General features: G+C 67.0%; 20 protein-coding genes. 17 read left to right on the top strand and 3 right to left on the bottom strand.

All coding sequences use genetic code 11. From position 1 onward, the window contains the following. Window positions 1-156 precede the first annotated feature (156 nt). Entirely contained in the window at window positions 157-1,095 is a 939-nt protein-coding gene (locus AC5P67_RS01030; protein WP_005411078.1) for a carbohydrate kinase family protein, read from the bottom strand. 283 nt (window positions 1,096-1,378) lie between these two features. On the opposite strand from AC5P67_RS01030, the gene AC5P67_RS01025 reads away from it, so the two are divergent. From AC5P67_RS01025 to AC5P67_RS00985, 9 genes are all read left to right on the top strand, one after another. Then, complete coding sequence (locus AC5P67_RS01025; RefSeq protein ID WP_005411077.1) at window positions 1,379-2,425, top strand: rod shape-determining protein; 1,047 nt, start codon at window positions 1,379-1,381, stop codon at window positions 2,423-2,425. Window positions 2,426-2,546: 121 nt separating this feature from the next. Further along, a complete protein-coding gene (gene mreC / locus AC5P67_RS01020) occupies window positions 2,547-3,812 on the top strand; it encodes a rod shape-determining protein MreC (protein ID WP_495214266.1) in 1,266 nt (421 codons plus the stop codon). Beyond that, window positions 3,809-4,294, top strand: a complete 486-nt coding sequence (gene mreD, locus AC5P67_RS01015) for a rod shape-determining protein MreD (RefSeq protein ID WP_005411075.1) — start codon at window positions 3,809-3,811, stop codon at window positions 4,292-4,294. Before mreC ends, mreD begins: the two co-directional genes overlap by 4 nt. A gap of 3 nt (window positions 4,295-4,297) precedes the next feature. Further along, a complete protein-coding gene (mrdA, locus tag AC5P67_RS01010) occupies window positions 4,298-6,373 on the top strand; it encodes a penicillin-binding protein 2 (protein ID WP_308309943.1) in 2,076 nt (691 codons plus the stop codon). Continuing rightward, on the top strand, window positions 6,370-7,482 hold the full coding sequence (rodA, locus tag AC5P67_RS01005; RefSeq protein WP_005411073.1) for a rod shape-determining protein RodA: 1,113 nt from the start codon (window positions 6,370-6,372) through the stop codon (window positions 7,480-7,482). Before mrdA ends, rodA (AC5P67_RS01005) begins: the two co-directional genes overlap by 4 nt. A 136-nt stretch (window positions 7,483-7,618) precedes the next feature. Continuing rightward, window positions 7,619-8,713: a rod shape-determining protein RodA gene (gene rodA / locus AC5P67_RS01000; RefSeq protein WP_033834551.1), complete on the top strand. Its 1,095-nt coding sequence runs from the start codon at window positions 7,619-7,621 to the stop codon at window positions 8,711-8,713. A gap of 989 nt (window positions 8,714-9,702) precedes the next feature. Beyond that, entirely contained in the window at window positions 9,703-10,848 is a 1,146-nt protein-coding gene (gene mltB, locus AC5P67_RS00995; protein ID WP_012481291.1) for a lytic murein transglycosylase B, read from the top strand. Next, complete coding sequence (locus tag AC5P67_RS00990) at window positions 10,845-12,116, top strand: septal ring lytic transglycosylase RlpA family protein (protein ID WP_111117669.1); 1,272 nt, start codon at window positions 10,845-10,847, stop codon at window positions 12,114-12,116. The genes mltB and AC5P67_RS00990 overlap by 4 nt, the downstream gene beginning before the upstream one ends. Window positions 12,117-12,216: 100 nt before the next feature. After that, on the top strand, window positions 12,217-13,434 hold the full coding sequence (locus AC5P67_RS00985) for a D-alanyl-D-alanine carboxypeptidase family protein (RefSeq protein ID WP_005411069.1): 1,218 nt from the start codon (window positions 12,217-12,219) through the stop codon (window positions 13,432-13,434). Window positions 13,435-13,782: 348 nt separating this feature from the next. Here AC5P67_RS00985 and AC5P67_RS00980 read toward each other — a convergent pair whose 3' ends face one another. After that, entirely contained in the window at window positions 13,783-14,841 is a 1,059-nt protein-coding gene (locus AC5P67_RS00980) for a lipid A deacylase LpxR family protein (protein WP_005411068.1), read from the bottom strand. A gap of 351 nt (window positions 14,842-15,192) precedes the next feature. On the opposite strand from AC5P67_RS00980, the gene AC5P67_RS00975 reads away from it, so the two are divergent. From AC5P67_RS00975 to gnd, 7 genes are all read left to right on the top strand, one after another. Then, window positions 15,193-15,471, top strand: coding sequence for a YbeD family protein (locus AC5P67_RS00975; protein WP_005411067.1), 279 nt, complete (start codon window positions 15,193-15,195; stop codon window positions 15,469-15,471). Further along, window positions 15,459-16,169 carry a lipoyl(octanoyl) transferase LipB gene (lipB, locus tag AC5P67_RS00970; RefSeq protein ID WP_005411066.1) on the top strand — a complete coding sequence of 237 codons (711 nt, stop codon included), beginning with the start codon at window positions 15,459-15,461 and terminating at the stop codon, window positions 16,167-16,169. The genes AC5P67_RS00975 and lipB overlap by 13 nt, the downstream gene beginning before the upstream one ends. Window positions 16,170-16,186: 17 nt before the next feature. Further along, window positions 16,187-17,197, top strand: coding sequence for a lipoyl synthase (gene lipA / locus AC5P67_RS00965; RefSeq protein WP_005411065.1), 1,011 nt, complete (start codon window positions 16,187-16,189; stop codon window positions 17,195-17,197). 279 nt (window positions 17,198-17,476) lie between these two features. Next, a complete protein-coding gene (locus AC5P67_RS00960) occupies window positions 17,477-19,654 on the top strand; it encodes a carboxy terminal-processing peptidase (RefSeq protein WP_308310008.1) in 2,178 nt (725 codons plus the stop codon). Window positions 19,655-19,898: 244 nt separating this feature from the next. Then, on the top strand, window positions 19,899-20,489 hold the full coding sequence (locus AC5P67_RS00955) for a DUF2242 domain-containing protein (protein ID WP_024957044.1): 591 nt from the start codon (window positions 19,899-19,901) through the stop codon (window positions 20,487-20,489). Window positions 20,490-20,506: 17 nt separating this feature from the next. After that, window positions 20,507-21,742: a hypothetical protein gene (locus AC5P67_RS00950; protein ID WP_308310009.1), complete on the top strand. Its 1,236-nt coding sequence runs from the start codon at window positions 20,507-20,509 to the stop codon at window positions 21,740-21,742. 10 nt (window positions 21,743-21,752) lie between these two features. Next, complete coding sequence (gene gnd / locus AC5P67_RS00945) at window positions 21,753-22,658, top strand: phosphogluconate dehydrogenase (NAD(+)-dependent, decarboxylating) (RefSeq protein WP_005411061.1); 906 nt, start codon at window positions 21,753-21,755, stop codon at window positions 22,656-22,658. A 290-nt stretch (window positions 22,659-22,948) separates the two neighbouring features. On the opposite strand, the gene AC5P67_RS00940 is transcribed toward gnd, so the two are convergent. Continuing rightward, the gene (locus AC5P67_RS00940; RefSeq protein WP_024957042.1) at window positions 22,949-23,992 is read right to left on the bottom strand and encodes an oxidoreductase; all 1,044 of its coding nucleotides are present in this window, start codon (window positions 23,990-23,992) and stop codon (window positions 22,949-22,951) included. A gap of 171 nt (window positions 23,993-24,163) precedes the next feature. On the opposite strand from AC5P67_RS00940, the gene AC5P67_RS00935 reads away from it, so the two are divergent. Next, window positions 24,164-24,547, top strand: a complete 384-nt coding sequence (locus tag AC5P67_RS00935; RefSeq protein WP_005411059.1) for a BON domain-containing protein — start codon at window positions 24,164-24,166, stop codon at window positions 24,545-24,547. Window positions 24,548-24,737: the final 190 nt, after the last annotated feature.

Raw genomic sequence — 24,737 nt, 5'->3', positions numbered from 1 at the left:
GCAGAAGGGGTAGTGCCGGCCGCTGGCCGGCAGTGTCGAACAAGGTCGACACCTACCAACAGCATTCCCAGCAGCGCATCGGGTGGAAAGCCCCCTTGTTGTTCAAGGGGGCGCGCCGAAGGCGCGGGGACAAGGTGGGATGCGCGGGCAGTTCGTTTACGCGCCCAGCGCGTAACCGAACTGCTGCTTGAACTGCTCGTTGAACTCATCGAAGGTGAAGCGCTGGTTCTGCGTGCCCGGGTGCTCGACCTTCAGCGCGCCCATCAGGTTGCCCATGCGGCCGATGGTCAGCCAGTCGTAGCCCTTCTGGATGCCGTAGATCAGGCCGGCGCGGAAGGCGTCACCACAGCCGGTCGGATCGACCACGCGGCGCTCGTGCGCCGGCGGGATGTCGTAGCTCTTTTCCGGGGTGTGGATGACCGCACCCTTCGGGCCACGGGTGGTGATGTAGGCCTTGACCCGGCTGACGATCTCCTTCTCGTCCCAGCCGGTGCGCTCCTGCAGCAGGTTCGATTCGTAGTCGTTGACCACCACGTAGTCGGCCTGATCGATGAAGGCGCGCAGCTCGGGGCCGTTGAACAGCGGCATGGCCTGGCCCGGGTCGAAGATGAACGGAATGCCGTCCTCGTGGAATTCCTGCGCGTTCTGGATCATGCCTTCGCGGCCGTCCGGGCCGACCAGGCCCAGGGTCACGCCCGGTACGCCACGCACGTGGTTCTCGTAGGAGCGCATCATCGCGCCCGGGTGGAAGGCGGTGATCTGGTTGTTGTCGTGGTCGGTGGTGATGAACGCCTGCGGGGTGAACAGCTCGTCGATCACGCGCACACGCGACAGATCGATGCCCAGGCCTTCGAAGTATTCGCGGTACGGGCCGAAGTCCGAACCCACGGTGCCCATCGGGATCGGCTGGCCGCCCAGCAGGTGCAGGTTGTAGGCGATGTTGCCGGCGCAGCCGCCGAACTCGCGGCGCATGCGCGGCACCAGGAAGGACACGTTCAGGATGTGCACCTTGTCCGGCAGGATGTGATTCTTGAACTGGTCCGGGAACACCATGATGGTGTCGAAGGCAAGAGAACCACAGATCAGAGCGGACATCGATGTAAGCCTATGCGGTGAATTTTGGGGTGGGCCGGCCCGGTTCAGCGGGCAAGCAAACGGCGCCCTTGGGCGCCCGACGGCGCAAAGGTTACCCGCTGGTGCCGCTCAGGGCCAGAACCGGGTGATGCCCGATCAGGCCGAAAGCCTGTGAAGACGCGGGTTCAGCTAGTTTTTTCCTTGCTCGGCGGCAGGCGGGTTGCTAGGCTTGTCGGCCTCGATTTCTGCCCATTTTTTCGCCATCCCGCGGCGGGCACGACACCCCTCAGGACTCCTTCCTCAGATGTTCAAGAAACTCCGTGGCATGTTCTCCAACGACCTGTCCATCGACCTGGGCACGGCCAACACCCTCATCTACGTGCGCGGGCAGGGGATCGTGCTGAACGAGCCGTCGGTCGTGGCCGTGCGCCAGGACCGTGCCATCGGTGGCACCCGCTCGGTGGCAGCCGTTGGCGCCGAGGCCAAGCAGATGCTCGGCCGTACCCCGGGCCACATCACCACCATCCGCCCGATGAAGGACGGCGTCATCGCCGACTTCACCTACACCGAGGCGATGCTCAAGCACTTCATCAAGAAGGTGCACAAGTCGCGCGTGCTGCGCCCGAGCCCGCGCGTGCTGGTCTGCGTGCCGGCCGGTTCGACCCAGGTCGAGCGCCGCGCGATCAAGGAATCGGCCGAGGAAGCCGGTGCCCGTGACGTGTACCTGATCGAAGAGCCGATGGCTGCCGCGATCGGCGCCGGCATGCCGGTCACCGAAGCCCGTGGCTCGATGGTCATCGACATCGGCGGCGGCACCACCGAAGTGGCCGTGATCTCGCTCAACGGCATCGTCTATTCGGCCTCGGTCCGCATCGGCGGCGACCGCTTCGACGAATCCATCACCAACTACGTGCGCCGCAACCACGGCATGCTGATCGGTGAAGCCACCGCCGAGCGCATCAAGGTCGAGCTGGGTTGTGCCTACCCGCAGGCCGAGGTGCAGGAGCTGGAGATCTCCGGCCGCAACCTCGCCGAGGGCGTGCCGAAGATGATCAAGATCAGCTCCAACGAGGTGCTTGAAGCCCTGCACGAACCGCTGTCGGGCATCGTCAGCGCGGTCAAGCTGGCGCTGGAGCAGACCCCGCCGGAACTGTGTGCCGACGTTGCCGAGCGCGGCATCGTGCTGACCGGCGGCGGCGCCCTGCTGCGTGACCTGGACCGCCTGATCTCCGAGGAAACCGGCCTGCACGTGCAGGTGGCCGACGATCCGCTGACCTGCGTGGCCCGCGGTGGCGGTCGTGCGCTGGAACTGGTGGACATGCACGGCAACGAGTTCTTTGCGCCGGAATAAGCCGTCCCGGCCGTTCCTGCCCGCCGCGCCCTTCCGGGGTGCGGCCCGCCGCGATGGCGGGCCGGCACCGGCGGGGCGTCCGCGTGTTTCCCTTCCGCCTTCTGCCAGTTGAATCGTTGCCGTGCCGCCCTACGCCGGTCCTCCCGTTGCCTCCCGATCCGGTGATGCCGCCAGCCCCCTGCGGTTGCTGGCCTATCTTGCATTGGCCATCACACTGATCGTCCTTGACGATCAGGCGGGTTGGCTGGCGCGCCTGCGCGAGCAGGCCAACAGCCTGGTGCAGCCTGTGTGGGCACTGGCGGGTCTGCCCGGCAAGCTCGGCAACCAGGTCAAGGAGTCCGCGGCCAGCCACACCCAGCTGGTCACCGAGAACCGTGAACTGCGCAACCAGCTGCTGCTGGCCAACGCGCGCCTGACCCGACTGCAGACCGCAGCGCTGGACAACGCCCAGCTGCGCGAACTGCTGAACGTGGCCGAGCGCAGTGGCCTGGACGTGCAGCTGGCGCCGATCCTGGATATCGACCTGGACCCGGTGAAGCAGCGCCTGGTGCTCGACGCCGGCAGCCGCGAAGGCGTGCATGTCGGGCAGGCGGTGATCGATGCCGGTGGCCTGATGGGGCAGGTGATCAGCGTCACCGGCGGTACCTCCACCGTGCTGCTGCTGACCGACCCCGACCACGCGGTGCCGGTCACCGTGGCCCGCAACGGCGTACGCCTGATCGTCTACGGTCGCGGCGACACGCTGGAGCTGCGCGACATCCCGCTCAGCGCGGGTGTGGAAGTGGGCGATGAGATCGTCACCTCCGGCCTCGGTGGCCGCTTCCCGGCCGGCTTCCCGGTCGGCACCATCACCGGCCTGCGCCCGGACGACACCCATGCCTTCCTGGTCGGCGAACTGAAGCCAGCCGCCCAGCTGGATCGTGGCCGTGATGTGCTGCTGCTGCGCCCCGGTGCGGCGATCCACATTCCGCCGGAACTGCGCCTGCAGCTGGAAGAAACCACTCCGGGTGGCCCGGCCACCGGCGCCACCGTGCCTGCGGGAGCCGCGCCAGCGACAACGACGCCAGCTCCGGTCAGCTCCCCGGTAGTGCCGGCCGCTGGCCGGCAACAGCCCTCGTCGCAAGCGAGGACTGTTGCCCCCGCATCCTCGCTTGATCCTGCCGCTCCGGTAGTGCCGGCCGCTGGCCGGCAACAGCCCTCGTCGCAATCGAGGACTGTTGCTCCCGCATCCTCGCTTGATCCTGCCGCTCCGGTAGTGCCGGCCGCTGGCCGGCAACAGCCCTCGTCGCAAACGAGGACTGTTGCCCCCGCATCCTCGCTTGATCCTGCTGCCCCGGTAGTGCCGGCCGCTGGCCGGCAACCGACCACGTCGGAGGCCCAGCGATGAGCCGCCTGCGCGACAACCCGTGGGTATTGCCGGCCAGCCTGGTCGTAGCCCTGCTGCTGGGCCTGCTGCCGTTGCCGGCGCTGCTGCAGCCGCTGCGCCCGTACTGGCTGGCGCTGGTGCTGGCGTACTGGGTGATCGAGACGCCCGAGCGCGTCGGCCTGGGCATCGCTTTCGCCAGCGGCGTGGTCGCCGACCTGCTGTACGGCGGCGTGCTCGGCGAACAGGCGCTGCGGCTGGTGATGCTGGCCTTCATCCTGCAGCGTTTCCGCGCCCGCATCCGCTTCTTCCCGATGTCGCAGCAGATGCTGGCCATCGGTGGCCTGTTGTTCAACGACCGCATCGTCAGCGCGCTGGTCCACATCCTGGTGGGCGAGCCGACCCTGCCGTGGTCGTACTGGTGGGCCCCGCTGTTGGGCATGGGCCTGTGGCCGCTGGTGTTCGTGCTGCTGGACGCAGTGCGCTTCGGCAAGCGCGGGCGCTGAGCCATGATCCCGCGCCGCCAGGTCAAGAACCCGCACGCCGAAGCCGAACAGTTCCGCCGCCGTGCGGCGCTGGGTTTCCTGGGCGTGCTGGTCTGCCTGCTGGGCCTGGGCGGCTGGTACTTCAAGCTGCAGGTGCTGGATCACGACGTCTACGCCACGCGCTCGGAAGCCAACCGCATCAAGCCGCGGCCGGTGGTGCCCGGGCGCGGCATGATCTACGACCGCAACGGTCGCCTGCTGGCCGAGAACGTGCCAGCGTTCCGCCTGGACGTGACCCCGGACAAGGTCAAGGACATGGACGCCACCCTGGAAGGGCTGGCGCAGATCATCAGCATCAGCCCGGAAGAGCTGGAAGCGTTCAACAAGTCGCGCAAGGCGCGCCGCAAGTTCCTGCCGGTCACGCTGAAGCTGCGCATGAGCGACGAGGAGATGGCGCGCTTCGCCGTCGACCGTTGGCGCTTCCCCGGCGTCGAGCTTGAGCCCTACCTGACCCGGCGTTATCCGTACGGTGACCTGTTCGCGCACATCATCGGCTATGTCGGCCGCGTCGACGACAAGGATCTGGAGATCCTCGGCGAAGGCAATGCCGCGCTGACCCACATCGGCAAGTCCGGCCTGGAGCGCTATTACGAGCAGCAGTTGCGCGGCAAGGTCGGCTACGAGCAGGTCGAAACCAACGTGCAGGGCCGTGCCATCCGCACCATCGGCCGGGTGGCCGCGCAGTCCGGCGCCGACCTGCGGCTGTCGATCGACGCGGACCTGCAGCGTGCCATGGTGGCCGCCTTCGGCGACCAGGAAGGCTCGGCAGTGGCGATGGACCCCCGTACCGGCGAGGTGCTGGCGATGGTCAGCCTGCCGTCCTACGACCCCAACCTGTTCGTCAACGGCATTTCCCATGCCGACTTCAAGGCGCTGAACGAGAACCCGTCGCGGCCGCAGTTCAACCGCCTGGTGCTCGGCGGCGTCGCTCCCGGTTCCACGCTGAAGCCGCTGATCGGCCTGGCCGGCCTGGACTCGGGCGTGCGCCGCCCGGAAGACAAGGTGCTGTCCACCGGCATGTTCTACCTGCCCGGCACCAGCCGTGGCTGGGGTGATGCGCATCGTGGCGGCCATGGCTGGACCGATCTGCGCAAGTCCATCGCCGAGTCGGTCAACACCTACTACTACAAGCTGGCGCTGGACCTGGGCATCGAGCGCTTCGACCATTACATGGAGTACTACGGCTTTGGCCAGCCGACCGGTATCGACCTCACCGGCGAAATCGGCGGCATCCTGCCGTCGCCGGCCTACAAGCGGAAGACCCGCAAGGAAGCCTGGTACCCCGGCGATACGGTCAACATCAGCATCGGCCAGGGCGACTGGAAGGTCACCCCGCTGCAGTTGGCGCGCGGCGTCAGCGCGCTGGCCGACGGGCAGCTGCGCACCCCGCACCTGGTGATCCAGCAGCGCGACGGCTTCGACAGCGACTGGACCGCGACGCCGCCCGGCGAGAGCAAGCCGGTCAGCCCCAACCCCAACAACGTGCAGGCGGTGCGCGAGGGCATGATGGCGACCATGCGGCCGGGCGGCAGCGGCTGGCGCGTGGCGGTCGGTGCGCCGTACGTGATGGCCGGCAAGACCGGTACCGCGCAGGTCATCAGCCGCAAGGGCACCGCAGCGGTGAACCCGAAGAGCCTGCCGATGCACCTGCGCCACCGCGCGCTGTTCGTCGGCTTCGCGCCGGTCGAAAACCCGGTGATCGCGATCGCGGTGGCGGTGGAAGGCGGTGGCTATGGTGGTTCGGCTGCTGCGCCGATCGCCCGCAAGGTGTTCGATGCCTACCTGCTGGGCAAGATGCCCGAGGGCATGCAGCCGCTGGACAGCGAGCGTGGTACCACCGCCATCGGTGCCACCGCGTTCGACAACGAAGACGCCGGCGCACGCCAGGCCGGTGATCTGGCGGCCGCGCAGCTGGGCGAACACCCGGTGCAGGTGGGTGCCCCCACCCCCGAACCGGCCCCTGCGCCGCAGCCGGGCACGCCGGCCGCTGCCGCAGTGCCGGCCACGCCACGCCCGACGGTTGCGGAGCCCGCACGATGAAAGTGTTCCTGCGCTGGGCCGGCGACATGCTGCGCCGCTTCTTCAGCACGCTGGACTGGGTGTTGTGCCTCGCCCTGGGCGCGCTGATGGTGATCGGCCTGGCCACCTTGAAGAGTGCCGGTGGCGACGGCCTGGTGATGGCCCAGGGCGCGCGTTTCGCGGTGGGCATGGCTGCACTGTGGGGCATCTCGCGGGTGCCGATCCTGCGCATCCGCTCGGCCACGCCAATGATCTACGCGATCTCCATGATTCCGCTGCTGGCGGTGTTCGTGCTCGGCACCGGCAAGTACGGCCGGCAGTGGCTGGACCTGAAGTTCTTCTACCTGCAGCCGGCCGAGCTGCTGAAGGTCAGCCTGCCGATGATGGTGGCCTGGTACCTGCACAAGATGCCGCTGCCGCCGCGCTTCAACACCGTGCTGGTGGCCTTGATCATCATCGGCGTGCCGACCGGCCTGGTGATGTTGCAGCCCGACTTCGGTACCGGCGTGCTGATCGCCGCCAGCGGCGTGTTCGTACTGCTGCTGGCAGGCCTGCCGTGGTGGTGGGTCGGGCTGGGCGTGGGCGGCGTGGCTGCGGTCGCGCCGGTGGCCTGGTTCTGGCTGCTGCGGCCGTACCAGAAGGACCGCATCATGATGTTCCTGGACCCGGAGATGGATGCACTGGGGGCCGGCTGGAACATCATCCAGTCGAAGATCGCGATCGGCTCCGGCGGCTTCGATGGCAAGGGCTGGGGCGAGGGCTCGCAGTCGCACCTGAACTTCATTCCCGAACAGACCACCGACTTCGCGTTCTCGGTGCTGAGCGAGGAGTTCGGCTGGATGGGTGTGGCCCTGGTGCTGACCCTGTACCTGGTGGTGATCGGGCGTTGCCTGTGGATCGCCAGCCAGTCGCGCGATTCCTATTCGCGCCTGTTGGCCGGCGCTACCGGCCTGGCGTTCTTCGTCTATGTACTGGTGAACGGCGGGATGATTTCCGGCCTGCTGCCGGTGGTGGGCGTGCCGATGCCGCTGATCAGCTACGGCGGTACCTCGGCGGTGTCATTGCTGGCCGGCTTCGGTCTGGTGATGGCCGTGCGCAGTCACAACCCGGTGCACGGCGGCTACGGCTAGCACCGGTCGCGCGCTTCGTCGCGCTTCCATCTGCTCGACTGCTTCCGCCGTTCTGTAGAGTCGAGCACGGCTTGACTCTACAAGCGCACGCGCACCCTGACAGCTTCACGCAAGCACGCATTGCTACCGTGCCCGCGTGGAATGGAAACGACTGCTTGGCGGCTGCCGTGAGGTGGCGCGCACGATCGATCTGCCATTGCTGATCGCGCTGCTGATCCTGATGGGCGCGGGCCTGGCGGTGCTGCACAGCGTGTCCGGTCCGGTGGCTGGGCAGGCGGCGCGTTTTGCCGGTGGCCTGGCGTCGATGTGGCTGCTGTCCCGCGTTTCGCTGCTGCGGCTGCGCGCGTGGACGCCGGCAATCTATGCGCTGTCGATGCTGCCGCTGATGGCGGTGTATGTGATCGGTACAGGCAAGTACGGGCAGCGCTGGCTCAATCTCGGCGTGTTCTACCTGCAGCCGTCCGAACTGCTCAAGCTCAGCCTGCCGCTGATGATGGCCTGGTACCTGCATCGGCAACCGCTGCCACCGTCGCCGCGCACCGTACTGACCACCACCGTGCTGATCGGCGTACCCGCCGTGCTGATCCTGATGCAGCCCAACCTGGGCACCGCCACGCTGGTTACCGCCAGCGGCGTGTTCGCGCTGCTGTTGGCTGGATTGCACTGGGGCTGGGTGGCCACTGGCGCGACGGGCCTTGCCGTTGCCGCGCCGCTGGCCTGGTTCGGCCTGCTGCGGCAGTACCAGAAGGATCGCGTGCTGACCTTCCTTGATCCGTCGGCGGATCCGCTTGGCACCGGTTGGAACATCCTGCAGTCGCGCATCGCGATCGGCTCCGGTGGCTGGGACGGGCGCGGCTGGGGGCAGGGCACCCAGGCCACGCTGGACTTCCTGCCTGAGTACACCACCGACTTCGCGTTCTCGGTGCTGGCCGAAGAGTTCGGCTGGATCGGCGTGGCCACCGTGTTTGCGCTGTACCTGTTCGTGGTCGGCCGCTGCCTGTGGATCGCGGTGCACGCCCGCGACACGCACGCACGGTTGCTGGCCGGCAGCCTGGGCTTGGCGTTCTTCGTGTACGTACTGGTGAACGGCGGGATGATTTCCGGCCTGCTGCCGGTGGTGGGCATTCCGATGCCGTTGATCAGTTATGGCGGTACCTCGGCGGTGTCGCTGCTGGCGGGTATCGGGCTGGTGATGGCGGTGCGCGGGCACCGGCCCGTGCACGGGGGATAGGGTTTCCAGCCAACGGCGCAGCCCTCGTGGGTGACCGCGCAAAGCAGTTCATGGGTGGGGCCGGGTAGATGGGCCGCGCAGGGGACGCTGCAAGTACATCCATGTAGCTCGGTCGCCGCATCCATGCGGCTCACGCCCCTGCGCAGCCCATCTACCCGGCCACGGACAGGTTCCGTGCGCGTCTACCCACGGAGAAGAAAGAGAAGATCAAAAGCAAAGGCGGCCCGGCGGGTCGCTTCATTGCCTTGTGTGGAGCCGATCCATGCTCGGCTCACGAGCAAGCGCAGCGTCGCGACCCGCTTTTGATCTTCTCTTTCTTCTCCGTGGGTGGCAGACCTCCGAAATCTGTGAGAGGCCGGTCGGGTTGGGTACGCGGGGGTGTCAGCCGCATGGATGCGGCTGCCAAGCCTCCAGGGACGGATTCACGGCGTCCCCCGCGTACCCAACCCGACCGGCCCACCCGCGGCTTCTGCTTTCCGCGACCACCCCAGACACCACCCACGAGGGGCTGCGCCGTTGGCTGGAAACTTCCTGACTCTGCGCAACGCTCGCTGTGGAAGCGTTCTCATAACGATGCAGGACAGCACACTCGCTGACCAAAGTCCGCAAAAAACGTTAGCTGGTTCACACTTTTACGCCGCGTTGATCTTGATCAATGGACTTGTCGTAATCGGCCTGCACAATGGCGGCCCGTTCGGCACGGCGCGCCGTCTATCGTTGCAGCGCGAGGGGCGTCGGGCGGGAAGCAGTACTGATCCAACGGATACAAGGAGCGCGGGGCACTGCCACTGGGGAGCGGCAGCCGCGCAGGTATCGACCGGATCCGGTCGCCGGTTGCGTCTGCGGGGATGGGGACGCAACCGGCCACCTCTCTCTGAATGGGGAAGCACGATCACGACGCCTTCACATTTCCCGCTGAACACGGGCAAATCGTTGTGATTCATGGTGTTAGGGGTTTTAATTCATCCATGACCTGCTAACCTGCGACGATGATTCGACGCACTCTGGCCTGCATGCTCACCCTCGGCCTGGTCGCCTGCGCGACCCAGCCGAAGTCCCCACCGTCTTCACCCCAGGCCAGCAGTACGCCGCGCCAGCCCGCCACCAAGGCCCATGGGCCGGCCGAGGCTGCACCCGAAGCAACTGCGGCTACCGCGCCGCCGGTCGATCTCACCCCGGTGCCGTTCGAGGTCGCGCGGGCCCGCTTCATTGCCGATACCGCCAAGCGCTATGGCCTGAAGCCGGAGCAGATCAGCAGCGTGCTCGACCAGGCGCAGGTGCGCCAGCCGATCATCGCCGCGATGTCGCGCCCGGCCGAGCGGGTCAAGCCGTGGAACGAATACCGGCCGATGTTCATCAGCAAGGCACGCATTGATGGCGGTCGCGCGTTCCTGGCCGAACACCGTGCCGAACTGGATCGCGTGCAGCAGCGCACCGGCGTGCCGGCCGAAGTGATCGTGGCGATCATCGGCGTGGAAACCAGTTACGGAAAGAATGCCGGCAGCCATCGCGTGCTCGATGCGCTGTACACGCTGGCGTTCTACTACCCACGCAGCGGCGACCCGGCCAAGCTCGAACGCGAAGTGCGCCGCGAGCTGTTCTTCCGCGATGAGCTGGCCAAGCTGTTCGAGCTGGGCCGCGAAGAAAAACTGGACATCACCACGCTCAAGGGCAGTTATGCCGGTGCGATGGGCATGGGCCAGTTCATGCCGTCCAGTTACCTCGATTACGCGGTGGACGGCAATGGTGATGGTCGACGCGACCTGTTCAACAGCTACGACGACGTGTTCTCCTCCATCGCCAACTACTTCGTGAAGAAGGGGGGCTGGGTGCGTGGTGGCCAGGTTGCGGTACCGGCCACGCTGGCCCCGGGCCGCGAGGAGTTCAACCCGACCGAATGGATGCCCACCTGGTCGCTGGCCGACCTCGCACAGCGCGGCTACCAGCCGAGCACGCCGGTGCAGCCGGGCGCCACCGCCACCCCGATCACCCTGGAAGGCAGCACCGGCAAGCAGTACTGGCTGGGCTTCCAGAACTACTACGCGATCACCCGCTACAACCTCTCGAAGATGTACGCGATGGCCGTGTTCCAGCTGTCCCAGGCCATCGCCGGACAGGAGCTGCCCCCGGCATGAACATCAGATGGTTGGTCCCGAGCTTGATCGTCTTCGCGCTGGCGGCCTGCAGCAGCGCGCCGAAGCAGCCGGCCACGGCCGGCCATGGTGGCAAGTCCAGCGGGACGGTGGTGCAGGGCCGTGGTTCGCGACCGGCGCACTGCCCGGAAGGTTCGCCGTATGCAGCGGCCAAGGAAGACCTCAGCACCCGCGGCAATTACACCGCTGGTGGCCTGTACAAACCAGGCGTGCGTGACAGCACGCCCGACTACATTCCCAACGTGGCCTGCATCCCCGAGCCGGAAGTGACCGCCGAGGAACGTTCGGCCATCGGCAACAAGTCGCCGTACGTGGTGCTGGGCAAGTCGTACAAGGTGCTCGACGACACCCATGACTACGTCGAGCGCGGCACCGCGTCGTACTACGGGGCCAAGTTCCATGGCCGCCTGACCTCCAACCGCGAGGTCTACGACATGTACCAGTTCACTGCCGCGCACAAGACGCTGCCGCTGCCCAGCTTCGCCCGCGTGACCAACCTGGACAACGGCGAGTCGGTGATCGTGCGTGTCAATGATCGTGGCCCGTTCCATGACGGCCGCGTGGTCGATCTCAGCTATGCCGCCGCCGTGCGCCTGGGCATCACCCAACGCGGTACCGGCAATGTCGAGGTGCGCGCGCTGCAACCGGGCGAGAGCAACCTGATGGCGCAGAAGCCGTCGCGTCGCGAGCGTCGCGCGGCTGAAGCGGCCGCCGCCACCGCGGTGGCCAGTGCGCGCCCGGCGCCGCCACGTGCTTCCACCGACAGTGATATCGATCGCCTGGTCAACCGCTTGCCGACCGATGGCGCCCCGGCGCGCGGCCAGCCGGCCACCACCCGGGGCGTGGCCAGCACCGCGCCGGATGTGGCGGTCAGCAGCCTGCCGCCAATCGCGCCGGTGGTGCGCAACTCCGCGCCGGCTCCGGCCGTTGTCGCCAGCACGGCCCCGCGCGCGGTGGCACCGGCACCGGCACCGGTGCGTGCCGCCGCGGCGGCGCCGAGCCTGTCGCAGCAGATGGTCGGCGCGGTGATGGTGCAGGTCGCCAGCTTCTCCAACCGCGACAACGCCAACCGCGCGATGGGCCAGCTCAGTGCCGCCGGCATCGTCGGCGCGACCATCAGCGACATCGCCGCCGGTGGCCGCACCCTGTTCCGCCTGCGTGTTCCGGCAAGCGACCATGCCAGTGCGGCGGAACTTGTCGGTCGCATCGCCGGTCTGGGCCTGGGTTCGCCGCAGATCGTCAAGGACTGATCCGCCCGGGCCGGTGCTGCCGGCCCATGCTCCCCCGGCCTTACAATGGCCGTTACGTTCCACCCTCCATTCCCGGCCGTCCCCTGGAGCCTGCTGTCCAATGAATTTCCGTTCCGCCGCCACCGCCCTGGCCGCCACCCTGGTGGTGGGCCTGGCTTCCGCCCAGACGCCGCTGCCGACTCCGGCCACGCCGGCGCCCGCCGCCGCCGCCGCCCCGGCCACCGTCGCCACTCCGCCGGCCCCGGCGCCAAGCGTGTCCAAGGCCTGGGTGCTGATGGATTACGCCACCGGCCAGGTGCTGGCTGGTGAAAACATCCACGAGCAGCTGGCCCCGGCCAGCATCACCAAGGTGATGACGTCCTACGTGATCGCCGCCGAGGTCAAGAACGGCAAGGTCCGTGCGGATGACCAGGTGATGATGAGCGAGCGCGCCTGGCGCGAAGGTGGCGCCGGCACCGATGGCAGCTACAGCGGATTCCCGGTCAACCAGACCGCGCGCCTGGAAGACATGGAAAAGGGCATGGCGATCCAGTCCGGCAATGATGCCGCGATCGCCTTGGCCGAACATGTGGCTGGCAGCGAAGAGGCCTTTGCCTCGCTGATGAACAGCTACGCCGCCAAGATCGGCATGAAGGACTCGCACTTCGTCAACGCCCATGGCCTGACCGCGCAGGGCCACCACAGCACCGCCTACGATCTGGCGCTGCTGGGCCGCGCGATGGTCCGCGATTACCCGGAAACCTACGCGTACAACAAGATCAAGGAATTCCAGGTCGGCAACATCAAGCAGCCGAACCGCAACCTGCTGCTGTGGCGCGATGGCAGCGTGGACGGCATCAAGACCGGCCACACCTCCGAGGCGGGCTACTGCCTGATGAGCTCGGCCCAGCGTGGCGACCAGCGCCTGATCGCGGTGGTGCTGGGCGGTGCGTCGGAGAAGCAGCGTGCCGATGACAGCCTGGCCCTGCTGAACTGGGGCTTCCGCTTCTTCGAGACCCACCGCCTCTACGAGCCGGGCAAGGCCGTGGCCGAGCACAAGGTCTGGAAGGGCACCACCGACAAGGTGCAGCTGGGCGTGGCCCAGCCGATGCTGGTCAGCGTGCCGCGCGGCCGCTACAACGACCTGAAGCCGAGCATCGACGTGCCCAAGACCCTGGAAGCACCGTTCACCGCCGGCCAGCAGATCGGTACCGTGAAGGTCACCCTGGATGGCAAGGTCATCGCCGAGGCACCGCTGGTGGCCGTGGCCGCCGTCGAGCAGGCCGGCTTCTTCAAGCGCCTGTGGGACAGCTTCTGGATGTGGTGGGAATCGGAATGATCCACGCCCTGGCGTGGTGAACGAAAAGGCCGGCGAATGCCGGCCTTTTCCGTTTCGGGATGCCGGCTCCGCATGATTCCCGCCGGATATGGGTAGTGCCGGCCGCTGGCCGGCTCCCCATGAACCCATCCGGATGTGGGTAGTGCCGGCCGCTGGCCGGCTCCTCATGGACCCATCCGGATGTGGGTAGTGCCGGCCGCTGGCCGGCTCCCCATGAAGCCATCCGGATATGCCGGCAGCCGGCCAGCGGCCGGCACTACCCTCAGCCCCTCGCTTACAGCGAGCCATGCAATAACCGGTGTGCCGACCAACGGTCGGCACCTACCCGCTTCACCCTCAGCCACTCGCTTACAGCGAGCGGCTGATGGTGAAGCTGCCGAACACCGGTGCTTCGCGCTGGCCGTTGAACTCGCGTGTGCTGTGGTAGCGCGCCGCGGCGAACTTCCAGCGCCCGTACATCACGGCCACGCCGTAGCCGCCGTAGGCCACCACATGGCGCTTGTCCACGCTGTGACTGTTGCGGAACGTGTTGCCATCCAGCGTGATGTCGCGGATCACCCAGGCCGCGTCCGAGGTCGCGAACAGGTGCCAGGACCAGCCATTGGGACGGCCGCCGCGGGTCGGCGCAGTGTTCTCGCCGGCCGGGCGCAACGGCGTGCTGCCGAAGTCGTCCGGCAGCTTCCAGCCGAAGCGCACCTCACCGCCGAGGTTGGCCTTGGTTTCCAGGTTGCCGATCGACCCGCCGTAGTGGCTGATCGCGTCCCAACCCCAGCCGTCGGCATTGACGCTGGCATCGCCCGGCCAGCGGCGCATGCGCTCATGGGTGAGCATGAACAGGGGCTCGTTGTGCAGCTGGTTGTCCCATCCCTTGAATTTCTCGTCGCCCAGCACTTCGTGCACGGCATTCTGCACCTGCTTGCCCTGTGCCCACGGGCCGACCACGCCCAGCGTCAGCTGGGTGGTCTGCAGGCGGTCGCCGCTGCGCGCATTGAAACCGAAGTTTGCGATCAGTACGCCGGCGTAAGGACGGTCGTCCTCGATCAGGTCCCTGCGGCTGAAATCGGTCGGGGTGAAGATGCCCTGGCCGATGCTGAAGATCATGTTCTGCTGTTCGAACCTGCCCGGATGCAGCCCTTCCAGGTACTGGTTCACCCAGCGCGCCATGCGCGGCAGGCAGGGGTCGTCGGTGTAGTCGACCAGATTGGGCGAGACCAGGGTCAACAGCGCCCCGTTGGTGTAGCCCTGGTCCTGGTGGCGGCCACCAAACAGGTCGTTGTCGACGCGGAAGTTGATCTGCGGCGGGTGGTCGCGCATCGCGTCCGGGCCACATTGTTCGGCCGCCTGGGCGGCAAGGGGGAGGGCAGAGGCCAGCAGGCCGGCCAGCCCCAAGGCTGCGACACTACGCATGGATGGAATGCTCATGGGGAAGGGGACGGTTTTCAGTCGTTGTATGCAACGCTACGGTACTCGCGCCCGCGCGGCGGAACGAGCACGTTCGAATCACTTGTCTGTTCCGAAAACAACATTGTCCAGCGGACACAATTTGTTACCCGCGCAAGCGCCGCGGGTCTGGTGTGAAGGTGACCACTGGCCGCCATACGATGCCTGGGCCAGTGCGTGACAGCAGATTGCAGTCAGCTGCCGTTGGGCTTTCGCCCCGCGCCTCTGGGTGCTCTGCAACGCAGCAGGCCGCCGGTGCCGTCTTTGACGTTGATGAATACTCTTGGGTTTGTTGCCCTGCGGCCCGATAATGGGTCCATGGAAATCAAGTCCGACAACCCCGACCACGGCTTCCAGTTCCCCGGCCAGTTCGAGCTCAGCGCCATGGGCCCGGCCAACCGCGGCCTGGAACATGAGCTCCCCCGCCTGCTGCTGGCTGCCGGCATCGATGTCGTCAATGAACGCATCAGCTGGAAGCATTCCTCCAACGGCAAGTACGTGTCCGTCCGCATCGTGTTCAAGGCTGAGAGCCGCGAACAGTACGACCTGGCGCACCAGGCGCTGCGCGACCACCCGGAAGTGAAGTGGACGCTGTAGCCGACAGCTGCCCGGCTGAAGCCGCCCCCGAGGACCGCGCGCCGCGTCCGGCGCTGGTGCGTGACCTTGGCCGCCAGGCGTACGAGCCGGTGTGGCGCGCCATGCAGCGCTTCACCGACCAGCGCAGCGACACCGATGCCGACGAATTGTGGGTGGTCGAACACGACCCGGTGTTCACCCTGGGCCAGGCCGGCAAGGATGAGCATGTGCTGGCGCCGGGCGATATCCCGGTGCTGCATGTGGACCGTGGCGGCCAGGTGACCTATCACGGCCCCGGCCAGATCGTGGTCTACCCGCTGCTGCGCCTGCCGCGCCTGGGCATCGGTGTGCGCGATTACGTGTGCCGCATCGAGCAGGCCATCATCGATACGCTGGGCGAGTGGAACATCGGTGCCGAACGCCGGGAGGGCGCCCCGGGCGTCTATGTCGGCGGCGCCAAGATCGCTGCCCTCGGCATCCGCGTGCGTCGCGGCTGCACCTTCCACGGGCTGGCCTTCAATGTGGCCATGGACCTGGAACCCTTCCACCGCATCAATCCCTGTGGCTATCAGGGGTTGCAGGTGACCTCGGTGGTAGACTTGGGCGGTCCCTCCGGGATGGAGGCCGTCAAGCCGGTGCTGCTGGACCACCTGGCCCGCCAGTTCGGCCTGCTGCTGCAGCACACCCCCGAACTGCCCGATCTTTCTGCGGCCGCCTGACCGCCCCCGGAACTGCCATGACTGAAACCACCGCCCGTTCCATTCCCCTGCAGATCGTGCAGGGCGACTCCCCGTCCGCCGCGCCGTTGCAGGCCGGGGTCAAGCAGCTGGGCGGTGACAAGATCAACCGCTCGCCGGTGCAGTTCGCCGACGCGCCGGTGCTGCGCAAACCGTCCTGGATCCGCGTGCGCATTCCTTCGGGCAATGCCGTGCAGAACCTGAAGGCCAAGCTGCGCGAAAACCGCCTGGTGACCGTGTGCGAGGAAGCCAGCTGCCCGAACATCCACGAGTGCTTCGGCCACGGCACCGCCACCTTCATGATCCTGGGCGAGGTCTGCACCCGCCGCTGCTCGTTCTGCGACGTGGCCCACGGCCGCCCGAAGCCGCCGGATGCCAACGAACCGGCCAGCCTCGGCCAGACCGTGGCCGACATGGGCCTGAAGTACGTGGTGGTGACCAGCGTCGACCGCGATGACCTGCGCGACGGTGGTGCCCAGCACTTCGTCGACTGCATCACCGCCATTCGCGAGAAGTCGCCGGGCACCCGCATCGAAGTGCTGACCCCGGACTTCCGTGGCAAGGGCCGCATGGAGCGCGCGCTGGAGATCCTGGCGCAGAACCCGCCGGATGTGTTCAACCACAACATCGAGACCGTGCCGGACCTGTACCGCAACGTGCGCCCGGGTGCGGACTACCAGTGGTCGCTGAACCTGCTGAAGAACTTCAAGGCGCAGCATCCGGACGTGCCGACCAAGAGCGGCATCATGCTCGGCCTGGGCGAGGACTTCGAACAGATCAAGGCCACCCTGCGCGACCTGCGCGCACACGACGTGGACATGATCACCATCGGCCAGTACCTGCAGCCGACCGCACACCACCACCCGGTGCTGAAGTACTGGACCCCGGAAGACTACAAGGCGCTGGAGGACTACGGCTACGAGCTGGGCTTCAGCCATGTTGCTTCCGGCCCGATGGTGCGCTCGTCGTATCACGCCGACGTGCAGGCCAAGGGCGCCGGCGTCTCCTGAGGTGGGAGCGGACCTCCTCACTGGTGGGTGCGGACCGTTGGTCCGCACGCTTCCGCCGGGCATGGCCCGGCGCTACCGGTAGCTGCTGACCTCTTCCCGGGTGGGTGCGGACCGTTGGTCCGCACGCCTTCGCCTGCATTCACAATTTGCTACACCGGCCCGGCTAGGCTGGTTTTCCACCGAGCGCGGCCGGGTGACAAACCCGGCAACTTTCGGCACTGTCGTGGTGTCTTAACACCCCGCAGTCTTCCCCTTGGCAAGGCGCCTTCGAGCACGTCAATGAAATTCAAAGCCCCCGCATTCCTGATGGCCCTGGCGCTGGTCGCGCCACTGGCGTTGGCGGCCAAGGCCGACTCGCCCGCATTGCCCGCGGCGGCCACCGCCGACCAGGTGACCACCTCCAAGCTGGTGTACGGCCTGCTGTCCGACAGCCGCTACGCCTATCGCCCGCGCGCGCTGGACGAGGCCACCTCCAAGGACGTGTTCAAGCGCTATCTGGAAACGCTTGACGGCGGCAAGCAGTACTTCACCCAGGCCGACGTGGCGCGCTTCGCACCGTTCGAGGCCAACATCGCCTCGGCCATCCGGGGCGGCGAGCTGGAGCCGGCGTTCCAGGTGTTCGCCGTCTACAAGCAGCGCGTCGGCGAGCGCGTGGCGTACGCGCGCAAGCTGCTCAAGCAGGAGCCGGACTTCACCACCGACGAGCGCTTCGAGTACGACCGCAAGAAGGTGCCGTGGGCGGCCAGCAGTGCCGAGCTCGATGAGCTGTGGCGCAAGTCGGTGAAGAACGATTGGCTGCGCCTGAAGCTGGCCGGCAAGAAGCCGGATGACATCCGCAAGACGCTGGACAAGCGCTACGCGACGCTGGAGAAGTCGGTCAATGAACTGAAGGGCGAAGACGTCTTCCAGTTCTTCATGAATTCGTACACCAGTGCCGTTGACCCGCACACGGATTACTTCACCCCGCGCACCGCCGAGAACTTCAACCAGGCGATGTCGCTGTCGCTGGAAGGCATCGGTGCGCAGCTGCAGCGCCAGGACGATGTGGTGGTCATCCGCGAGATCATTGCCGGTGGCCCGGCCGCGGTGGATGGCACGCTGAAGCCGGGTGACCGCATCGTCGGCGTTGGCCAGGGCAAGTCCGGCCTGGTCGAGGACGTGATCGGCTGGCGCATCGACGATGTCGTGGCCAAGATCCGCGGCGCCAAGGACACCCAGGTCAAGCTGGAATTCATCCCGGCTGCCGAAGGCGCCGATGGCAAGCACCACACCCTGGTGCTGACCCGCCAGAAGGTGCGCCTGGCCGAACAGGCTGCCAAGGGGGAGACCATGACCATCCCGGCTGCCAACGGCGAGCCGGCACGCAGGATCGGTGTGATCAAGCTGCCGACCTTCTACCAGGACTTCGAAGGCCGTCGCCGCAATGCCGCCGACTACGCCTCGGCCACCCGCGACGTGGCCAAGCTGCTGGCCGGCTTCAAGAACGACAAGCTGGACGGCGTGGTGCTGGACCTGCGCAACAACGGCGGTGGTTCGCTGGATGAAGCGATCGAACTGACCGGCCTGTTCATCGAACAGGGGCCGGTGGTGCAGGTGCGCGAATCCGGTGGCCGCGTCACCGTCAACAGCGACCGCAACCAGGGCGTGGCGTGGGATGGCCCGCTGGCGGTGTTGATCAACCGTGGTTCGGCCTCGGCCTCGGAGATCTTCGCTGGCGCCATCCAGGACTACGGTCGCGGCCTGGTGATCGGTGAAACCAGCTTCGGCAAGGGCACCGTACAGAACATCGTCGACCTTGACCGCTGGCCGAGTGGCGAGACCCAGCGCTTCGGCCAGGTCAAGCTGACCATTGCCCAGTTCTTCCGCATCAGCGGCAGCAGCACCCAGCACAAGGGCGTGGTGCCGGACCTGGCGTTCCCGGCCAGCGTCGATGCCACCGAGTTCGGCGAGAGCACCTACGACAACGCACTGCCGTGGACCCGCATCGCCGCCGTGCCGCACACCCAGTACGGCAACTTCGCGCCGTTGCTGCCGAAGCTGGAAACCCGTCACGACGCGCGCATCGCCACCGACAAGGAGTTCCAGTGGTGGAACGAGGACGTGCAGCAGTTCCGCACCGAAGCGGCGAAGAAGTACATCTCGCTCAACGAGGCGACCCGTCGCGCTGAGCGCGAGCGCCAGGATACCCAGCGCAAGGAGCGCCAGGTGCAGCGCAAGGAGCTGGGCCTGGCCCTGGACCCGCTGGCCGATGACAGCAGCGATGACGGCCTGACCGGCAACGAGCGCGACATCGTCAAGGATGCCGCGCGCGAGAAGGCTGCCGAAAAGCGCCCGGACCCGCTGCTGCGCGAGTCAGCCTGGATCCTGGCCGACGCGGTGAACCTGCTGGCCAACGACCGCCCGCTGTCGGCGCAGGTGCTGCCGCAGTCCACCGGTGCCGGCCGCTGGGCGGACTGAGCCGGCGACGGCATGTGATACCCGAGGGGCCGGCATTGCCGGCCCTTCTCCGTTTGGGGGACCTCGTTCACGGTAGCGCCGTGCCATGCGTGGCGGGGCGAAGTGCCACAAACGACTTAATCCCCTCCGTCCCCTTTTCCGTGCATGAACCGGCAGCAACGGCGGGGGCTGGCGGGCGTACTTTCGACCTGCCGCACACGGCCGCAGGACTACCCTTGGCGGTACCGTCCTCGCAGGAGTACCCATGCGGGCCTCCCGTCTTTCCAGTGTTGCCGTGGCGCTCGCCAGCGCCCTGATCCTGTCGGCCTGTGGTGGCCGCGCTGCTGACAGTACGTTGCTTCGCGAATCCTTTGATTCCGGCGACACCTTCTCGCGCACCGTTGATGGCCGTCCCGGTGACGCCTGCGAGGCCGCACGGCGCACCCTGCTCAGCCAGGGCTATGCCATCGCCCGTTCCGACGCGGCGCAGGTGGAAGGCAACAAGAACTTCCAGCCGCGCGAGGACGATCACGAGCAGCTGGTGCTGCGTATTTCCTGTGCACCGCGCGGGAGCCAGACACTGGTATTCGTCAGTGCCGTGCAGGATCGCTATGCGTTGAAGAAGAGTCCGACCTCGGCCAGTGTTGGCGTCGGTGCGCTCGGATCTGTATCGCTGCCGTTCGGCAGCAATGACGACTCGCTGGTGAAAGTGGCCAGCAGCACGGTTACCGATGCTGAGTTCTATCGTCGCTTCTTCCAGCGCCTGCAACAGTACCTTCCGGCGGAGGCAGGCAAGCCCGTTCCGCCCGTGGTCACAACCCCGGAGCCCGCACCGGCGAGCACGGACCAGGATTGAACGTGCGCGGCAGATGGATGGGCGTGGCCCTGCTGCTGCCCGCGCTGGGCGCGGCAGCCACGCCGCTGGACTGTACACAAGGCCTGCTGCAGCGCCTGGGGTGGCACTTCGAAACACGCGCGATCGGTGCACCGCAAGTGCATGGTGGCCCTGTGTGCACGCGCGCGTCGCTGCAGGAGGCTCAGGCGGCAGGCGATCTACGCGTGCAATGGCCGGCGGACATGCCCGCTGCAGCGCGCAAGGCGTTGCTGCAGCAGGTGCTGGACGATCCGGCTACGGTTTGCGCCTACGCCTTCCAGCTGGGTGCAGCCACGCAACGTGCCGCTGCTGCACTGCAGGGCAATGCAGGATTCCGCTTCTCTGGCCTGCAGCTCGGTTGGATCGGCTTCGGCCTTCACGGCGCACAGGCGCAAGGCTGGCAGCGCACGCGAAGCTTCGGCCGTGGTTTCGTGCCCATCAAGGGCAACAGCCAGGCGCTGCAGGCGTTCTACAGCGGCAATGTACGCGCCGAATGTGGAGTCGGTCGCCAGGTCGCACAACTGGCCACACAGCGCGAGCTGTATGGCGATGCGGCCTTCGACGCTGGATTCTCCGCAGAAGAACTGTCGATCGGTACGTTCCTCGCGCTGCACGATACCGACAGCATCCTGCTTGGCGCACACGCCGGTGACTACTTCGCCGATGGCAAGGCGGTGCGCACCTCGGCGATGGGCCGCCAGGCCTTCGTCGGTGTGCCTGGTTTCATCGAACATGTGTACGACAAGGGCATGCTGGACGACCTGAGCAACCAGGCCGAAAACTTCGTGGTGGTGTCGGTGGGCGAGGAGGCCGCGCAGGCGTTGGCCGCGCACGGCGGCCTTGCCTGGTACGACCAGCGCAATGCCGAGCTGTGGGCGCTGGCGCAGGACATCCCGCGTATCGGCCGGCGCTACTTCGAACGCCTGTTGTTCGAGCGCGACCCGGACCTTCGTGCACGGCTGGAACCGCGCTACCACGCCACGCTGGCACGCATGGACCGCCTGCTGGACGATCCGTTCTACCAGCAGTTCGTGATCTATGTGCATCCGCGCGGTATACGTCCCATCGGCTACCACATCGCCCGCCTGCTTGACCGCAACCCGCGAACCCCCTTTTCGATCGACCTGGCGGTGCACAATCTGCATACCACGCTCTACCGGCGTTGGCGCGAGGCGCAGCTGCGCCACTGCGCGGCTACCGGCAGGCCAGGCAGCCTGACCCTAGACCCCAACTGAAGGTGAAACAATGGATATTGCAATGATCGGCCTCGGCCGCATGGGCGCCAACATGGCCCAGCGCCTGCATCGCGGCGGCCACCGCGTCGTCGGCTACGACCCGGGCGAAGGTGCCCGCCAGCGCGCCGCCGAGGCCGGCCTGGAGGTGGTCGATTCGCTGGCCGCCGCGGTGGCCGCGCTGCCGGTGCCGCGCGTGGTGTGGCTGATGGTGCCGGCCGGCGAAACCGTCGACCAGACCCTGGGTCAGCTGACTCCGCACCTGGCCGAGGGTGACATCGTCATCGACGGCGGCAACTCCAACTACCAGGACTCGATCCGTCGCGCCAAGGCGCTGGCCGAAGACGACCTGGGCTACGTCGACTGCGGCACCAGCGGTGGCGTGTGGGGCCTGCAGGAAGGCTACAGCCTGATGGTCGGTGGTGAAGCGGCGGTGGTGGAGCAGATCGCACCGCTGCTGCGCACGCTGGCACCGGCCGAAGACCGTGGCTGGGGTCGTGTCGGCCCGTCCGGCGCTGGCCACTTCACCAAGATGGTCCACAACGGCATCGAGTACGGAATGATGCAGGCCTACGCGGAGGGCTTCGCGCTGATGGAGCGCAAGCAGGAAATGGAACTGGACCTGGCCCAGGTGGCCGAAGTCTGGCGCCACGGCAGCGTGGTGCGTTCGTGGCTGCTGGACCTGAGCACCGAAGCCCTCAAGCGCAATCCTTCGCTTGATGGCATTGCCCCGTACGTGGAGGATTCCGGTGAAGGCCGCTGGACCGTGGCCGAAGCGATCGCGCTCGATGTGCCGGCACCGGTGATCACCCTGTCGCTGCTGGAACGCCTGCGCTCGCGCGAATCCAATTCGTTCACCGACCGCCTGCTGTCGGCGATGCGCAATGAATTCGGCGGCCACGCCATCAAGAAATCGTAAGCACGAAGCTGGGGTCGGATCCCTTTCCGCAGGAAAGGGCTCTGACCCCATGCAGGCAGTCGAGCATGGCTCGACTCTGCAAAAGCCGTCTCCGATGGCTTCCACGTCGATGTGTCGACCAAGGTCGACACCTACCGTCGGGCGCGGGAATCTGTCGAAGGCGGGGTGGGTCCGGCTCCCCGCAACCGGACCCATCCCGCCATCTCACGGATAGCCGGTTTTTGCCGTTGCTGTTGAGGTTGCCGGCCAGCGGCCGGCACTACCGCGGGTGCAGGGCGCAGCCCTGCCGATCACCCCAACGCGATCCGCCGCCCTTCGCGCGCACTGTCCATGCCTGCCTGCAGCAGCCGCATCAGCTGCAGCGCCTGCACCGGATCGACCGTGGCTTCGCCGTCGCCATGCATGGCCGCGGCGAACTGCGCATACAACCGACGGTAGTCACCGGGCAGATTGTCGACGGTGCCGCGCTGCACGTTGTCCTCGGCATCACAGCGCACCAACTCGCCATGCCGCGGGTCGATGCCCCAGCCGGGCGCACCGGGCGCCACACCGCGGCGCAGCTGCGCTTCCTGTACATCCAGGCCGTGCTTGATCCAACTGGCCTTGCTGCCATGCACGCTGAAATGCGGCGTGGGAGCTGCCACCAGGGAACCGGAATGCACGATCGCGCGATGCCGCGGGTAGTGCAGCACGGCGTGGAAGTAATCGATGGCGCTGCCGCCATCGCGCTGCACGGCCAGATCAGCATCGATCGCTTCGGGCCAGCCGAACAGCACCAGCATCTGGTCCAGCAGGTGCGGGCCCAGGTCGTACCACAGGCCACTGCCGGGACCGTCCTGCTCGCGCCAGCGGTCACGCACCTGCGGGCGATAGCGATCGAAATGCACATGGCACTCGGCGATGTCGCCCAGTGTCCCGTCTGCAAGCAGCGCCTGCAGCGTGAGGAAGTCGGCATCGAAGCGCCGGTTCTGGAAGACGGTGGCGATGCGTCCGGCATCGCGTGCCGCAGCCAGAACGGCTTCGGCTTCAGCGACATCCAGCGCGAACGGCTTGTCGACCAGCACGTGCTTGCCGGCGGCCAGCGCTGCGATCGCCAGCGGCGCGTGCTGTTCATTGGGCGTGGCGATCACTACGGCATCCACCGCCGGGTCGTCGAACACCTCCTGCGGCGTGGCACGCACGTGCACGTCACTGAACGCGCGCAGCAACGTGTCTCGCTGCGAACTGACGATGCTGTGCAGCACCAGGCCGGGTGTGTGCTGGATCAGCGGTGCGTGGAAGACACGGCCGGCGAGGCCGTAGCCGATCAGGGCCAGTTGCAGGTCGGGGCGCATGACAGAGCTCCGGCAGTGGGGAAGGGCAGGGTAAACGACGCGGGCTCACGGGCCAAAGCTGAACGGTTGTCGTTGCAGATAGCCCGATTCACAGCGGCATGACCGCAACCCCACGCCTGCTCTACGCCGGGTTGTCCAGACTGGCAGCACATTCCGAAGGAGTACGACACGATGAGCAATACGACCCGCACGCTGATTGCCTCCGCCCTGACGCTGGGCCTGGCGCTGTCCTCCTCGGCCGCATTCGCCAAGGATCCGGCCGCGAAGAGCCCGCCGACCAGCGCGCACCCGGCGACCCATGCTGATCGCCACGATTCCAACGAGCCGGTGACCGATACCTGGATCACCACCAAGGTGAAGGCCGACCTGCTCGCCAGCAGCAACGTTCCGGGTACCGAAATCAAGGTGGAAACCGTGAACGGCGTGGTCAGCCTGAGTGGTGCCGTAGCGAGCCAGGCCGAGAAGGACAAGGCCGTCACCACCGCCAAGGGCATCAAGGGCGTGACCCGCGTTGATGCAGCCGCATTGAAGGTCAGCGCTGCCGCCAAGCGCTGAACCTGATGGGCGCCCCCTCGCGGGGCGCCCGTTGAGCTGTAGGGCCGCGGCCATGTTCGGCTGGAACTCCAAGGCAGCCGAGCATGGCCCGGCTCTACAGGTCTGAGGACTGCGAACCTGTTCAGCCAACCAGGGGGGAAACCCCTGCGTTGTGACCGCCTGCGCTATATTGCCGGTTCCGCCGCAGCCG

Source organism: Stenotrophomonas sp. YJH_SMC_21 (assembly GCF_059369555.1).
The sequence above is the reverse complement of the archived record's forward strand: the minus strand, read 5'-3'. Positions and strand labels throughout refer to the sequence as shown.

Coding starts and splice junctions, on each gene's coding strand:
- AC5P67_RS00955 (WP_024957044.1), top strand. CDS start 19,899: ATGCGGGCCTCCCGTCTTTCCAGTGTTGCCGTGGCGCTCGCCAGCGCC.
- mreD (WP_005411075.1), top strand. CDS start 3,809: ATGAGCCGCCTGCGCGACAACCCGTGGGTATTGCCGGCCAGCCTGGTC.
- AC5P67_RS00990 (WP_111117669.1), top strand. CDS start 10,845: ATGAACATCAGATGGTTGGTCCCGAGCTTGATCGTCTTCGCGCTGGCG.
- AC5P67_RS01025 (WP_005411077.1), top strand. CDS start 1,379: ATGTTCAAGAAACTCCGTGGCATGTTCTCCAACGACCTGTCCATCGAC.
- AC5P67_RS00940 (WP_024957042.1), bottom strand. CDS start 23,992: ATGCGCCCCGACCTGCAACTGGCCCTGATCGGCTACGGCCTCGCCGGC.
- AC5P67_RS00980 (WP_005411068.1), bottom strand. CDS start 14,841: ATGCGTAGTGTCGCAGCCTTGGGGCTGGCCGGCCTGCTGGCCTCTGCC.
- gnd (WP_005411061.1), top strand. CDS start 21,753: ATGGATATTGCAATGATCGGCCTCGGCCGCATGGGCGCCAACATGGCC.
- AC5P67_RS00975 (WP_005411067.1), top strand. CDS start 15,193: ATGGAAATCAAGTCCGACAACCCCGACCACGGCTTCCAGTTCCCCGGC.
- lipA (WP_005411065.1), top strand. CDS start 16,187: ATGACTGAAACCACCGCCCGTTCCATTCCCCTGCAGATCGTGCAGGGC.
- mltB (WP_012481291.1), top strand. CDS start 9,703: ATGATTCGACGCACTCTGGCCTGCATGCTCACCCTCGGCCTGGTCGCC.
- AC5P67_RS00935 (WP_005411059.1), top strand. CDS start 24,164: ATGAGCAATACGACCCGCACGCTGATTGCCTCCGCCCTGACGCTGGGC.
- AC5P67_RS00985 (WP_005411069.1), top strand. CDS start 12,217: ATGAATTTCCGTTCCGCCGCCACCGCCCTGGCCGCCACCCTGGTGGTG.
- AC5P67_RS01030 (WP_005411078.1), bottom strand. CDS start 1,095: ATGTCCGCTCTGATCTGTGGTTCTCTTGCCTTCGACACCATCATGGTG.
- AC5P67_RS00960 (WP_308310008.1), top strand. CDS start 17,477: ATGAAATTCAAAGCCCCCGCATTCCTGATGGCCCTGGCGCTGGTCGCG.
- AC5P67_RS00950 (WP_308310009.1), top strand. CDS start 20,507: ATGGGCGTGGCCCTGCTGCTGCCCGCGCTGGGCGCGGCAGCCACGCCG.
- rodA (WP_005411073.1), top strand. CDS start 6,370: ATGAAAGTGTTCCTGCGCTGGGCCGGCGACATGCTGCGCCGCTTCTTC.
- mrdA (WP_308309943.1), top strand. CDS start 4,298: ATGATCCCGCGCCGCCAGGTCAAGAACCCGCACGCCGAAGCCGAACAG.